We start from the raw sequence: 12,779 nt of genomic DNA, 5'->3' as shown, positions 1-12,779 counted from the left end.
CGTTGCGAATGCCGCAAGGGCCCGTGTAAAAAGGGTTCCCGCGTGGTGTTCGGTCGCATTGCATCCTGTGGCGAGATGCGCATATGCGCTATACTCCGCGGATGCATGATTTAGGTCCTTCCAAGCAGACTTGATTCGCAATCCGCTAAACGGTCAGGCCGTGGCGCGGAAGGTTGAGTAACCCGCTATTTCTCGAGAAACTCGAAGAAAGGTGAGCGTAAATGTCGGAAACGATGAAGCAATTCCAGCTGAACTCCTATTTGTTCGGCGGCAATGCTCCGTATGTCGAAGAGCTATACGAAGCATATCTTGATAACCCTGCGTCCGTTCCGGACAACTGGCGTGAGTACTTCGACGCACTGCAAAACGTGCCGTCGTCGAGTGGCACGGCAGACAACGACATCGCCCACGGGCCGATCGTCGAATCCTTCGCTCAACGCGCGAAGGCCAATGCATTTGTTCCGCGCGGGGGCGGCGAAGATCTCGCCACGGCACGCAAGCAAGTCTACGTTCAGTCCCTGATTGGCGCTTATCGATTCCTCGGCTCGCAATGGGCCAATCTCGATCCGCTCAAGCGTCGCGAACGTCCGAACATCCCCGAACTCGAGCCTGCGTTCTACGACTTCACCGAAGCCGACATGGACCAGACGTTCAGCGCCACGAACCTGTACTTCGGCTTCGAGCGCGCGACGCTGCGCGAGATCGTCAAGGCGCTGCGCGATACGTACTGCGGTACGATCGGCGCCGAGTACATGTACATCAGCGATCCTGAACAGAAGCGCTGGTGGAAGGAGCGTCTCGAGTCGATCCGCTCGACGCCCAGCTTCACGGCTGAAAAAAAGAAGCACATCCTGCAGCGCCTGACGGCCTCCGAAGGCCTCGAGCGCTTCCTGCACACCAAGTACGTCGGCCAGAAGCGCTTCTCGCTCGAAGGCGGCGAGTCCTTCATCGCCGCGATGGACGAAGTCGTTCGTCACGCGGGCGCGAAGGGCGTGCAGGAAATCGTCATCGGCATGGCTCACCGCGGCCGTCTGAACGTGCTGGTCAATACGCTCGGCAAGATGCCGGCTGACCTCTTCGCCGAATTCGAAGGCAAGCACGTCGACGACCTGCCGGCAGGCGACGTGAAGTACCACAAGGGCTTCTCGTCGGACGTCGCGACCGAAGGCGGTCCGGTCCACCTGTCGCTCGCGTTCAACCCGTCGCACCTCGAAATCGTCAACCCGGTGGTCGAGGGTTCGGCGAAGGCCCGTATGGATCGCCGCGGCGATGCAGACGGCCTGCAGGTGCTGCCGGTGCAGATCCACGGCGACGCGGCCTTCGCAGGCCAGGGCGTCGTGATGGAAACGCTGAACCTCGCGCAAACGCGCGGTTACGGCACGCACGGCACGCTGCACATCGTCATCAACAACCAGATCGGTTTCACGACCTCGGACCCGCGCGACGCGCGTTCGACGCTTTACTGTACCGACGTGGTCAAGATGATCGAAGCGCCGGTGCTGCACGTGAACGGCGACGATCCGGAAGCGGTCGTGCTGGCGATCCAGCTCGCGGTCGATTTCCGCACGCAGTTCCACAAGGATGTCGTGGTCGACATCATCTGCTTCCGTAAGCTCGGCCACAACGAGCAGGACACCCCGGCGGTCACGCAGCCGCTCATGTACAAGACGATCGCGAAGCACCCGGGCACCCGTGCGCTTTACGCAGAGAAGCTCGTGCAGCAAGGCGTGATCACGGCCGAAGACGCAGACAACTACGTCAAGGCCTACCGCGCCGCGATGGACGAAGGTCACCACACGGTCGACCCCGTGCTCTCGAACTACAAGAGCAAGTACGCGGTGGACTGGGTGCCGTTCCTGAACCGCAAGTGGACCGACGCTGCCGACACGGCCGTGCCGCTCGCCGAACTCAAGCGTCTGGCTGAGCGCATCACCACGGTCCCCGAGAACTTCAAGGTTCACCCGCTGGTCGAGCGCGTCATCAACGACCGCCGCGCGATGGGCAAGGGCGAAGCGAAGCTCGACTGGGGCATGGGCGAGCACCTCGCGTTCGCGTCGCTGGTCGCTTCGGGGTACGCCGTTCGCCTGACGGGCCAGGACTCGGGCCGCGGCACGTTCACGCACCGCCACGCCGTTCTGCACGACCAGAACCGCGAGCGTTGGGACGACGGCACGTACGTGCCGCTGCAGAACATCGGCGAGAACCAGGCGCAGTTCACGGTGATCGACTCGGTGCTCTCGGAAGAGGCAGTGCTGGGCTTCGAATACGGCTACTCGACCGCCGAGCCGAACACGCTCGTCGCGTGGGAAGGCCAGTTCGGCGACTTCGTCAACGGTGCGCAGGTCGTGATCGACCAGTTCATCTCGTCGGGCGAAGTGAAGTGGGGCCGCGTTTCGGGTCTCACGATGCTGCTGCCGCACGGCTACGAAGGTCAGGGTCCGGAGCACTCGTCGGCGCGTATCGAGCGTTTCCTGCAGCTGTGCGCCGAGCACAACATGCAGGTCGTTCAGCCGACCACGCCGGCCCAGATCTTCCACGTGCTGCGCCGCCAGATGATCCGCCTGTTCCGCAAGCCGCTCATCATCTTCACGCCGAAGTCGCTGCTGCGTCACAAGGAAGCCGTGTCGGACCTGTCCGAACTCGCGAAGGGCTCGTTCCAGCCGGTCATCGGCGAAGTGGACGAAGCCATCGACGCGAAGAAGGTCAAGCGCGTGGTCGCCTGCTCGGGCCGCGTGTACTTCGACCTCGTCGCGCACCGCCGCGAATCGAAGGCGAACGACGTCGCGATCATCCGTATCGAACAGCTCTATCCGTTTGCTCACAAGCAGTTCGAAGCCGAGCTGAAGAAGTACGACAACGCGACCGAAGTGGTCTGGGTGCAGGACGAGCCGCAGAATCAGGGCCCGTGGTTCTACATCGAGCACCACCTGAAGGAAGGCATGAAGGAAGGCATGAAGCTCGCGTATAGCGGCCGTCCTGCTTCCGCATCGCCGGCTGTTGGCTACTACGCGAAGCACTACGAGCAGCAGAAGGCGCTGATCGAAGGTGCATTCGGCCGCCTGAAGGGCGCGCAGGTCGCGAAGTAAGCACTAGAGCAAATCGAACCGGGAAGGCGTGCTGAACGACGCGCGCTTTCCCGCGCTCAAGTGCGCGACCCGGTTCGTACCCAGATACGTATTCAGGAAAATCACATGGCTATCGTAGAAGTCAAAGTCCCGCAGTTTTCGGAGTCGGTGTCGGAAGGCACGATGCTGCAGTGGAAGAAGAAGCCGGGCGAAGCTATCGCCCAGGACGAAGTTGTCATCGAGATCGAAACCGACAAGGTCGTGCTCGAAGTGCCCGCGCCGGCTGCCGGCGTGCTGGCCGAGATCCTCATCGGCGACGGCGCTACCGTCACCAGCGAACAGGTGATCGCAAAGATCGACACGGAAGCCAAGGCTGGCGCCGTTGCGGCTCCCGCAGCCGCTGCTGCTCCGGCTGCTGCCGCGGCTCCTGCCGCTGCACCGGCTGCCGCTGCCGCCGCAACGACGGCGAGCAGCACGATCGCCTCGCCTGCAGCGAACAAGCTGATGGCCGAGAAGGGTCTGTCGGGCGGCGACGTCGCCGGCACGGGCCGCGACGGCCGCATCACGAAGCAGGACGTGCTGGGCGCAGGCGCGCCGAAGGCCGCTCCCGCCGCCGCACCGGCTGCGAAGCCGGCTGCCGCCAAGCCGTCGCTGCCGCAAGTCAACGCGCCGGCATCGGCTGCGAGCTGGCTCAACGACCGTCCGGAACAGCGCGTGCCGATGTCGCGTCTGCGTGCGCGTATCGCCGAGCGTCTGCTCGAGTCGCAGCAAACCAACGCCATCCTCACGACGTTCAACGAAGTGAACATGGCGCCGGTCATGGATCTGCGCAACAAGTACAAGGACAAGTTCGAGAAGGAACACGGCGTGAAGCTCGGCTTCATGTCGTTCTTCGTGAAGGCTGCGGTGCACGCCCTCAAGAAGTTCCCGCTCGTCAACGCCTCGATCGACGGCAACGACATCGTCTACCACGGCTACTTCGACATCGGTATCGCGGTCGGCTCGCCGCGCGGTCTGGTGGTGCCCATCCTGCGCAACGCAGACCAGATGAGCCTCGCCGACATCGAGAAGAAGATCGCCGAATTCGGCCAGAAGGCCAAGGACGGCAAGCTTTCGATCGAGGAAATGACGGGTGGTACGTTCTCGATCTCAAACGGCGGCGTGTTCGGCTCGATGCTCTCGACCCCGATCATCAACCCGCCGCAGTCGGCGATCCTCGGCGTGCACGCCACGAAGGAGCGCGCCGTGGTGGAGAACGGCCAGATCGTGATCCGTCCGATGAACTACCTCGCGATGTCGTACGACCACCGCATCATCGACGGCCGCGAAGCCGTCCTGTCGCTGGTCGCGATGAAGGACGCGCTGGAAGATCCGGCTCGTCTGCTGCTCGACCTGTAATCGCATGACGCGCGACGGCAGGGTGCGGCTTGAAACCGGGCGCCGCCGTCGCGATATACGCAGCAAGTCTCTCGCATTTCCGCAGTATTGAAGCCACGCGCGCCGCGAAACGCGGCCGCGCTGGCTCGCCATCCAAAGGATAGTCATGTCCAAAGAATTTGACGTCGTCGTGATCGGCGCCGGCCCCGGCGGCTATATCGCGGCGATCCGCGCCGCGCAGCTCGGCAAATCGGTTGCGTGTATCGAAAAGTGGAAGAACCCGGCCGGCGCGCTGAAGCTCGGCGGCACCTGCCTGAACGTCGGCTGCATTCCGTCGAAGGCGCTGCTCGCCTCGTCGGAGGAGTTCGAGAACGCCCAGCATCACCTCGTTGATCACGGCATCAGCGTGGGCGACGTGAAGATCGACGTCGCGAAGATGATCGCCCGCAAGGAAGGCATCGTCGAGAAGATGACGAAGGGTATCGAATTCCTGTTCCGCAAGAACAAGATCACGTGGCTCAAGGGCCACGGCAAGTTCACCGGCAAGAACGAAGCCGGCGTGCAGATCGAAGTGAGCGGCGAAGGCGAAACCGAAGTCGTCACGGCGAAGAACGTGATCATCGCGACGGGCTCGAAGGCGCGCCATCTGCCGGGCATTCCGGTCGACAACAAGATCATCTCCGACAACGAAGGCGCGCTCACGTTCGACAGCGTGCCGAAGAAGCTCGCTGTGATCGGCGCAGGCGTAATCGGTCTGGAGCTGGGCTCGGTGTGGCGCCGTCTCGGTGCCGACGTCACGATCCTCGAAGCGCTGCCGGAATTCCTTGGCGCGACTGACCAGGCGCTCGCGAAGGAAGCCGCGAAGCTCTTCAAGAAGCAGGGCCTCGACATTCACGTGGGCGTGAAGGTCGGCGAAGTGACGACGACCGACAAGAGCGTCACGATCAACTACACGGACAAGGACGGCAACGCGCAGAAGCTCGAAGCCGACCGCCTGATCGTGTCGGTTGGCCGCGTGCCGAACACCGACAACCTCGGTCTCGAAGCGATCGGCCTGAAGGCCAACGAGCGCGGCTTCATCGACGTGAACGACCACTGCGCAACGTCGGTGCCGAACGTGTACGCGATCGGCGACGTGGTGCGTGGCCCGATGCTCGCGCACAAGGCCGAAGACGAAGGCGTGCTGGTGGCCGAGATCATCGACGGCCAGAAGCCGCACATCGACTACAACTGCATTCCGTGGGTGATCTACACCGAGCCGGAAATCGCATGGGTCGGCAAGACGGAGCAGCAGCTCAAGGCAGAAGGCCGCGACATCAAGACGGGCCAGTTCCCGTTCATGGCGAACGGCCGCGCACTGGGCATCAACAAGGCGGACGGCTTCGTGAAGATGATCGCCGACGCCAGGACCGACGAGCTGCTCGGCGTGCACATCATCTCGGCCAACGCTTCGGACCTGATCGCGGAAGCCGTGGTGGCGATGGAATTCAAGGCTGCCGCCGAAGACATCGGCCGCATCTGCCATCCGCACCCGTCGCTGTCCGAAGTCATGCGCGAAGCTGCACTCGCCACTGACAAGCGCGCGCTCAACATGTAAGCGCGAAGGGCAGGGCGGCCGACTTTTTTGGCCGCGCTGCTCCGCAGTACCCAGCATTACGTACGGAGGCGGGTGGGCTTTTGCTCTCCCGCCTTTCCTCATTTGCGGCCCGGAAAATGAACGTCACCGAATACTACGAAAACGAACTGCAGAAGCGGGGATACAAGCCCGATACGGCGCAACGCGTCGCGATCGACCGGCTGCAGCGGTGCTACGACGAGTGGGTCGCCTACAAGTCGCGACGTTCGAACGCCTTCAAGAAGTTTCTCATTCACCCGGACCTGCCGCGCGGCGTGTACATGTGGGGCGGGGTCGGGCGCGGCAAGAGTTTCCTGATGGACAGCTTCTATGCGGTCGTGCCGCTGCAGCGCAAGACACGTCTGCACTTTCACGAATTCATGCGCGAGGTGCATCGCGAGCTCGAAGAGCTCAAGGGCCAGGCCGATCCGCTCGACGAACTCGCGCGCCGCATTGCGAAGCGCTATCGCCTGATCTGCTTCGACGAATTCCACGTCTCGGACATCGCCGACGCGATGATCCTCTACCGACTGCTCGACCGTCTCTTCGAGAACGGCGTGCAGTTCGTGATGACGTCCAACTACGATCCCGATCTGCTCTATCCCGATGGCCTGCATCGCGACCGCATGCTGCCTGCGATCGAGTTGATCAAGAGCAAGCTCGATGTGCTCAACGTCGATGCGGGCATCGACTATCGCCAGCGCACGCTCGCGCAGGTCGAGGTCTATCACACGCCGCTCGGCGCCGCCGCCGACAAGGCGTTGCGCCACTCGTTCGCGGAGCTGGCCGCCGTCCCCGACGAAAGCCCGCTGCTGCGCATCGAAAAGCGTGAACTGAAGGCGCTGCGCAAGGCGGACGGCGTGGTGTGGTTCGATTTCGCGACGCTGTGCGGCGGTCCGCGCTCGCAGAACGACTATCTGGAGCTGGCGAGCCGCTTCCACGCCGTGATCCTCTCCGACGTGCCGCAGATGACGCCTCGTATGCAGTCCGAAGCACGCCGCTTCACCTGGCTCATCGACGTGTTCTACGACCACAAGGTCAAGCTGCTGATGTCGGCCGCGGTGCCGCCCGAGGAACTCTACGTGGAAGGCCCGATGGCCAACGAGTTCACCCGCACGGTGTCGCGCATCGTCGAAATGCAGTCGAAGGAATATCTCGAAACGCCGCGCCGCATCGTCGATACGGCCCTGACCTGAGGGTACGGCGTCCGCGCCGCACCTGCGAGCTGTGGGCGCATCTGCGGCGACACACCCATGTCGAGCTGGCGCCACGCCGGTGCCGAGCCAGTCGCAAAATAGCGCGGCGGCACCATTTTCAAGATTCGGACTCGTCTGATATGGGCGACGGGGGCGAGTGGATATCGTTTGTCAGCACACCCTCTGACAAAGGACCTTCCATGACCCCGCATCGCGATATCACCGACGAAGAATGGCAGCGCGTGATGCTGCTCCTGCCCGAACTGCGTCCGCGCACCGAGTTGCGCGGCCGGCCGCTTGCCAACACGCGCTCGGTGCTCAACGGCGTGCTGTGGGTCATGTATAGCGGTGCGAACTGGTCGGCCATGCCGCGCCGCTACCCTTCGTATCAAACCTGCCATCGCCGCTTCAAGACCTGGCACTACAACGGCGCGCTCAAGCGCGTGATGGGCGAGCTGTTCGGCGAGGACGGCGTGAGGTTGTGCGGCACCATCGAAACGCGCATGCGCAAGCACGCGAGCCGTGCGGAAAAAGCGGCGCGCAGGCAGGAAGCGGCGCGCAACACGCCGCGCAATTCGCCGTTCGTGCCGGCGGCGAGCGCGTCCGCGCAATCGCAGCCTTTCCACTATGGCTCCGTGTATCGTCACACGGCGTAATCCTGGCGCATACGAGGTCCGGCCGAAGCGGCGCTTGCGCGCGCTCCGGCCGGTTTCGTCTCTCAGGTCCCCTTGCCGGTTTGCGCACCGGTGCTCAGGTCGATCCGCTCACGCATCCACTTACTGCTGACGCACCCACGTCTGCGAGCGGCCGAGCAGCGAAATGCCCATATAGCCGCGCACGACGAGTTTCTGGCCGCCGTCTTCCGTATGCATCTTGCAGCGGTACAGCTTGCCGTTCTCAGGGTCGAGAATGTGGCCGCCGTCATAACCCTCGCCGGTCTTCTTCATGCTGTCGATGATCGTCATGCCGAGGATCGGCTGATCCTTGCGCGAGTCGGTGCAGGCCGTGCAGCGCCGGTCGGGCTGGTCATTCGCGCCCAGTCCCTTGATGACCTTGCCGCTCAGATCGCCGTTGGCGTCGGCGCTGATCTGCACGAGCGCTTTCGGCTGGCCGGTGTGATCGTCGATGGTCTGCCAGACGCCGACGGGCGTGTCGGTTTGAGCGTGTGCGGCGAGGGCGCCGCACAGCAGGACACTCGCAAGCGCGACTTGGCGCGCCGCGCGTCCGATGACTCGGTTCATGTCTTCCTCCACTGATGTTGTTTGTCGTGTCGATGCCGACCGTGCGTCGCGCCTGGCACGCCGCAAGGTCAGGGCAGGATACTGGAAAGCATCGCGCGCGTTTGAGAGAAGGCACTCTAGTTTGGTCGGCCTCTCGCCGCGCTGGACCAAAACGGCGGGCGATGCAAGGACACCGCGCAATTTCCAGGAATTTCTTGCCAGGTGTTGTGGGAAAAGATACGTAATCGGCAAATTTTCTACGAGGGGCCCGAAACATGTGAAAGTGAGTAATAATTGTGCCGATTTGTAAAAATTAGAACTGTTCAAAGCAGGTACTACATGGACTACAAGTGGAGAGTTCGTCGCACCGCCTTGGCGGCGCTGGTATTAATCGGGGGAATCGGTACGGGCTGCGCACAGACGCCGCCTGACAATTCAGCAGCAGCGAATGCAGCAGCGGCGCCCGTAGCACAGACCACCGCCGCACCCGCAGTGCAGGACGAGCAGGCCGCGACCCCTGCGCTGCCTTTGGCAGCGAGCCAGCCGGGCGTACTCACGCCGGATGAAGCGAAGCAGAACGCCGCGGGCAACGTCGCCGAACTGCAGCAGATGCTGCGAGGCTCGGATCTCGCCGAGCTACGCACGACCTACAACGGCTCGTATGGCGCGAGCTTGCTGTTTTACGGCAAGGAAATGACGTACTACGTCACGCTGTTCCAGAACAAGACGTTCTGGCGCGTGATCAAGACGAGCGACGAGACGCGCGCTGAAGCGATCTACCGCGACTTCGCGGTGAAGTCGGGGCAGCTCGCCGAAGTGGAAATCCGCCGCACGCGCCTCGAAGCGCAGAAGGCGTTCACGGACCGCATGATCGCCCTCACGCAGGACCATGCGAACCGGCTCCAGGCGGATCTGGCCATCGCGCGCGAGCAGCAGGCGCTCGTCGCGGACCGGCAGAAGCAGGGCCGCGATCAGGCGAACGCATTGCAGGCGCAGAAGACGGCTGCCCAGGCGGAACTGCGTACGGTTCAGCGTCAGGTGCGTGAGCTGCAGCAACAAGTGGAAGGCGGTCTGCCGATCCGCTGATCGCCGGTACGCGGTGTGGCCAGGGTGCTCGCCAGGCGCCTGGTCGTGCCACCGGTTGAGCAAGACACGCCGATGCGGCACGCAAAAGGCGGAGCGTCGTGGGCGCTCCGCCTTTCTTCATGGTGCGATCGTTCAGGGCGCGCTCAGTGCTTGCCGTGGCGATGCGTGTCGCGGCCCTTGTGGGTTTCGTCTGCGGAATGGGGCTTCGGTTGAGAGCCGGTCGGCGAGGGGTCGACGGCGATCGGATCGCTCGCGGGGAAGGTTTCGTCGAGCGCTTCGTCGAGCGGGTCTTCCTGCGGGGGGTGCGGGGCTTTCGGCTTGGATGCGCTCATGGCGGCCTCCGTGGCGATATGCGTCAGCCCCAGAATAACGCAAAGCGAGAATCGTGACCGTGAGCCACGGCTGCCAGAGCGCTTCTGAAGACACGGGACGAAACTGAACGCGACTGCACCGCAGTTGTACGAAACTGCGCGCGCAAACAAGCGGGCGCGCCAAGGCGCGCCCGTACTGTACTGAAATGTCGGCGTGGTCGGCGTACCGTGCAGCAGGTGCGCCAGCCATCAGCGGCTTAGCTGTTGCCCGAGCCTTCGCCGCCGTTACCGCCGTTGTTCACCGCGCCGTAGAGGCGGCGGCGGCGCGTCACGACGACTGGGCCGTCCTGCGAGCCACGGTCATTGCCGGGGGCACTCGATGCGCCCGATGGCGCGCCGGACGGCGCCGACCAGCTCTCGCGCGGCTCGCGCGATTCACGCGGTTCTCGTTGTTCACGCGGGCCATGGCCGCCGTGACTGCCGTGCGGGCCGCGGCTCGTATGCTCGCCGTGCGAGCTGCGAGCGCCGCCCGGGCGCGGACCCGGACGGGTGCCGGTGTCGAGCTGGATGGTCGAAATGGCGCGCTTGTAGATGCCTTGCAGGCCGACGGGCGTGCGCAGCATCACCAGGTACTGATCGAACGACTCGATGCATCCGGTCAGGCGAATGCCGTTGACCAGATAGATTTCGACGCGCTTTCTTTCCTTACGCGCGGCGTTCATGAAGTCGTTTTGCGGGTGCGATTCTGCGGAAGGCATGGACTAGATTTGGCCAGGCGGCGCAATGCCGCAATCAGTTGGAAACGTTTGCTCGCCGCGATTCTACCTTGTGTCGGCGAAGCGCGCGTGCGGGAAAGTAAGCTTACTGCAGAACTATACCGGCTCGCGGCCGCGACCGCAGATTGACGAAAAATGCATCGCTGCGTCCCTCGTCGTCGGCTGCCGGCAAGCGGCGAGTCCGGATGACAGGTTGCGATGGGCAGCGACAGCGGTTTTCGGAAAGAGGCCTGCCGACGATACGCCCGCGGGTTGTCAGACCCGCGCGACCTTTCGACGCGCATGCACTCACTCACACAGCGTAGTCCATGGCGGCAGGCCATGCTCGACCGATTCGAGGCCGGACCGGCGCTTACACGATGGATTTCGATCCGCTTGCGACGATTCTCGCGGTGCCCGAGGGCTTCGTTCCGTGCGGCGGCACACGCAAGGCGAAATCACCGCTTGCGCGGAATAAGCGCACCGCTTGTAACGTTTAACGCGATATCGGCGATGAACTCAATGGAGGTGGTCATGGAGCGGTTTCGCAAAGTTCTCGCGTGTCTCGTTTGTGCGGCGCTCGCAGGCGTCGCGGGTGCCGGCCTCACGGCTTGCAGCGACATGAATACAGGCGGGGCGTCGTCGAGCAGTTCGGGCGGCTCGTCGGGCGGTGGCTACTGAGCGGCGTGCGGCGTGTTGCGTCATCCGTCGCCGGAGTTCGAAGCGCAGGTCGTGGCTCAGCTCGGGCCCATGCGCCGCTATGCGCGCGCCTTGACCGGCGACGCCGCCTGGGCTGACGACCTCGTGCAGGACGCCGCGGAGCGTGCGCTCTCGCGCTGGACTTCGTTTCGCCCGCAGAGCAATCTGCGCGCGTGGCTGCTCACGATCCTGCGGCATCTGTACATCGATCAGTTGCGCGGCCGGCGCGAGATCGCCGTCGACGACGAAGCCGCGCCGTGGCGCACGCTCGAGGCGCCGCACGGCGAGGTGGACGGCCTCGTGCTGCGCGATCTGCAGCGCGCGCTCTATGCGTTGCCTGCGGCGCAGCGCGAGGTGCTGCTGCTCGTGTGCGTGGAGGAGTTGAGCTACAGCGAGGCGGCGGCGGTGCTCGGGGTGCCGGCCGGCACGGTGATGTCGCGCCTGTCGCGGGCGCGCGAGCATCTGCGAGCGTTGCTCGATACGGGGCCGGTGCAGGACCCGGGGCGCGATCCGGCGCAACGCGCCGCGCCGCTCAGGGTGGTGGGGACGCTACGATGAACGACAACGATCTCGGCCACGGACGCGACGGCGAAGGCGTGCCGCCAGCTTCGCCTGAAGAGGACCTCACGATGCTGGGCGCTTTCGTCGACGGCGAACTGCCGGCGGGCGAGAGCGAGGCGCTGCAGGCGCGCCTCGCGGACGACCCGCGCGCGGCGGCGCGCGTCGCGGCCTGGCGCGCTCAGAAGGCCGCGCTGCAGGCGTTGTGCGAAGGCGCGCGCGTGTCGGGCGAGGATGCCGCGCCCGGCGCCGCCGAAGCAGCAGGCGGCACGCCCGCCGTGCTCGTCCTGCGTGCGGGCGCGCCGTGGTGGTGGCGCGCGGGCATCGCGGCGGCGTGGGTGGCGGTGGGTGCGGGGCTCGCGGTGGCGGCCACGGCGCTCGTGCCGCGGCTCGCGCCGGGCCTGGCTCCAGAACTGGCGGCCGTCTCCGCGCCGGCGGCCGTGCGCAGCGAAACGCCCGAGGCGTTCGCGCGCCGCGCCGACATCGCCTACGCGGTGTATTCGCCGGAGCAGCGGCATCCCGTGGAAGTGGGCGCGGCCGACGAGGCGCACCTCGTCGCGTGGCTCTCCAAGCGGCTCGGCAAGCCGCTCTCGGTGCCGTCGCTGGCCGAATACGGCTACACGCTCGTGGGCGGGCGTCTCTTGCCCGGCAACACGGGGCCGGCTGCGCAATTCATGTACGAGAACGATGCGGGCGAGCGCCTCACGCTCTACGTGGGCAGTTCGGCAAGGGATAGGGACCCCGTGCGCCTATTGCGCGATGGCAACCGCCGCACGTTTTACTGGAGCACCGAACGCACGGGCTACGCGCTCTCCGGTCCGCAGACAGAACCCAAGCTGCGCGAGATCGCGCTCGACGTGTGCGGCGCGCTGGGCGGCAAGCCCGGGCAGTGGTGAT

General features: G+C 64.6%; 12 protein-coding genes and 1 pseudogene. 10 read left to right on the top strand and 3 right to left on the bottom strand.

Going from position 1 to position 12,779, the window contains the following annotated elements:
* Nucleotides 1–221: 221 nt before the first annotated feature.
* The 5 genes from AB4Y35_RS14700 (at nt 222) to AB4Y35_RS14680 (ending at nt 7,909) form a co-directional block, all read left to right on the top strand.
* Nucleotides 222–3,086, top strand: coding sequence for a 2-oxoglutarate dehydrogenase E1 component (locus tag AB4Y35_RS14700; protein ID WP_368686437.1), 2,865 nt, complete (start codon nt 222–224; stop codon nt 3,084–3,086).
* Between the two features lie 105 nt (nt 3,087–3,191).
* The gene (gene odhB / locus AB4Y35_RS14695; RefSeq protein ID WP_342920646.1) at nt 3,192–4,463 is read left to right on the top strand and encodes a 2-oxoglutarate dehydrogenase complex dihydrolipoyllysine-residue succinyltransferase; all 1,272 of its coding nucleotides are present in this window, start codon (nt 3,192–3,194) and stop codon (nt 4,461–4,463) included.
* Nucleotides 4,464–4,608: 145 nt separating this feature from the next.
* Nucleotides 4,609–6,039: a dihydrolipoyl dehydrogenase gene (lpdA, locus tag AB4Y35_RS14690; protein ID WP_368704882.1), complete on the top strand. Its 1,431-nt coding sequence runs from the start codon at nt 4,609–4,611 to the stop codon at nt 6,037–6,039.
* Nucleotides 6,040–6,155: 116 nt separating this feature from the next.
* Nucleotides 6,156–7,253, top strand: coding sequence for a cell division protein ZapE (gene zapE / locus AB4Y35_RS14685; RefSeq protein WP_342920645.1), 1,098 nt, complete (start codon nt 6,156–6,158; stop codon nt 7,251–7,253).
* A 200-nt stretch (nt 7,254–7,453) separates the two neighbouring features.
* Nucleotides 7,454–7,909: a transposase gene (locus tag AB4Y35_RS14680; RefSeq protein WP_368704881.1), complete on the top strand. Its 456-nt coding sequence runs from the start codon at nt 7,454–7,456 to the stop codon at nt 7,907–7,909.
* A gap of 120 nt (nt 7,910–8,029) precedes the next feature.
* Here the strand turns inward: AB4Y35_RS14680 and AB4Y35_RS14675 are convergent, their stop codons facing one another.
* Complete coding sequence (locus AB4Y35_RS14675) at nt 8,030–8,494, bottom strand: DUF2147 domain-containing protein (protein ID WP_368704880.1); 465 nt, start codon at nt 8,492–8,494, stop codon at nt 8,030–8,032.
* Nucleotides 8,495–8,620: 126 nt separating this feature from the next.
* Here AB4Y35_RS14675 and AB4Y35_RS14670 point away from each other — a divergent pair.
* Both AB4Y35_RS14670 and AB4Y35_RS14665 read left to right on the top strand, forming a co-directional pair.
* Nucleotides 8,621–8,764: pseudogene (locus tag AB4Y35_RS14670) on the top strand (sigma-54-dependent Fis family transcriptional regulator); the annotation flags it as partial.
* 48 nt (nt 8,765–8,812) lie between these two features.
* Entirely contained in the window at nt 8,813–9,559 is a 747-nt protein-coding gene (locus AB4Y35_RS14665; RefSeq protein WP_368686433.1) for a DUF2968 domain-containing protein, read from the top strand.
* Between the two features lie 143 nt (nt 9,560–9,702).
* Here AB4Y35_RS14665 and AB4Y35_RS14660 read toward each other — a convergent pair whose 3' ends face one another.
* Both AB4Y35_RS14660 and hfq read right to left on the bottom strand, forming a co-directional pair.
* A complete protein-coding gene (locus tag AB4Y35_RS14660) occupies nt 9,703–9,891 on the bottom strand; it encodes a hypothetical protein (RefSeq protein ID WP_368704879.1) in 189 nt (62 codons plus the stop codon).
* A 236-nt stretch (nt 9,892–10,127) separates the two neighbouring features.
* On the bottom strand, nt 10,128–10,628 hold the full coding sequence (hfq, locus tag AB4Y35_RS14655; protein ID WP_342920640.1) for an RNA chaperone Hfq: 501 nt from the start codon (nt 10,626–10,628) through the stop codon (nt 10,128–10,130).
* 510 nt (nt 10,629–11,138) lie between these two features.
* Between hfq and AB4Y35_RS14650 the strand changes: the two genes are divergently transcribed.
* The 3 genes from AB4Y35_RS14650 (at nt 11,139) to AB4Y35_RS14640 (ending at nt 12,778) form a co-directional block, all read left to right on the top strand.
* Nucleotides 11,139–11,306 carry a hypothetical protein gene (locus AB4Y35_RS14650; protein WP_368686430.1) on the top strand — a complete coding sequence of 56 codons (168 nt, stop codon included), beginning with the start codon at nt 11,139–11,141 and terminating at the stop codon, nt 11,304–11,306.
* 69 nt (nt 11,307–11,375) lie between these two features.
* Nucleotides 11,376–11,882: a sigma-70 family RNA polymerase sigma factor gene (locus AB4Y35_RS14645; RefSeq protein WP_368705409.1), complete on the top strand. Its 507-nt coding sequence runs from the start codon at nt 11,376–11,378 to the stop codon at nt 11,880–11,882.
* 71 nt (nt 11,883–11,953) lie between these two features.
* A complete protein-coding gene (locus tag AB4Y35_RS14640) occupies nt 11,954–12,778 on the top strand; it encodes an anti-sigma factor (protein ID WP_368705408.1) in 825 nt (274 codons plus the stop codon).
* The last annotated feature ends 1 nt before the right edge of the window (nt 12,779 follow it).

This window comes from Paraburkholderia sp. EG286A, from assembly GCF_040965375.1.
GTDB lineage: Bacteria > Pseudomonadota > Gammaproteobacteria > Burkholderiales > Burkholderiaceae > Paraburkholderia.
The sequence above is the reverse complement of the archived record's forward strand: the minus strand, read 5'-3'. Positions and strand labels throughout refer to the sequence as shown.

Bases quoted from the DNA above. Each gene is read 5' to 3' on its own strand.
- lpdA (WP_368704882.1), top strand. From the start codon at position 4,609: ATGTCCAAAGAATTTGACGTCGTCGTGATCGGCGCCGGCCCCGGCGGC.
- AB4Y35_RS14680 (WP_368704881.1), top strand. From the start codon at position 7,454: ATGACCCCGCATCGCGATATCACCGACGAAGAATGGCAGCGCGTGATG.
- AB4Y35_RS14650 (WP_368686430.1), top strand. From the start codon at position 11,139: ATGAACTCAATGGAGGTGGTCATGGAGCGGTTTCGCAAAGTTCTCGCG.
- hfq (WP_342920640.1), bottom strand. From the start codon at position 10,628: ATGCCTTCCGCAGAATCGCACCCGCAAAACGACTTCATGAACGCCGCG.
- zapE (WP_342920645.1), top strand. From the start codon at position 6,156: ATGAACGTCACCGAATACTACGAAAACGAACTGCAGAAGCGGGGATAC.
- AB4Y35_RS14675 (WP_368704880.1), bottom strand. From the start codon at position 8,494: ATGAACCGAGTCATCGGACGCGCGGCGCGCCAAGTCGCGCTTGCGAGT.
- AB4Y35_RS14665 (WP_368686433.1), top strand. From the start codon at position 8,813: ATGGACTACAAGTGGAGAGTTCGTCGCACCGCCTTGGCGGCGCTGGTA.
- odhB (WP_342920646.1), top strand. From the start codon at position 3,192: ATGGCTATCGTAGAAGTCAAAGTCCCGCAGTTTTCGGAGTCGGTGTCG.
- AB4Y35_RS14660 (WP_368704879.1), bottom strand. From the start codon at position 9,891: ATGAGCGCATCCAAGCCGAAAGCCCCGCACCCCCCGCAGGAAGACCCG.
- AB4Y35_RS14700 (WP_368686437.1), top strand. From the start codon at position 222: ATGTCGGAAACGATGAAGCAATTCCAGCTGAACTCCTATTTGTTCGGC.
- AB4Y35_RS14645 (WP_368705409.1), top strand. From the start codon at position 11,376: ATGCGCCGCTATGCGCGCGCCTTGACCGGCGACGCCGCCTGGGCTGAC.
- AB4Y35_RS14640 (WP_368705408.1), top strand. From the start codon at position 11,954: ATGCTGGGCGCTTTCGTCGACGGCGAACTGCCGGCGGGCGAGAGCGAG.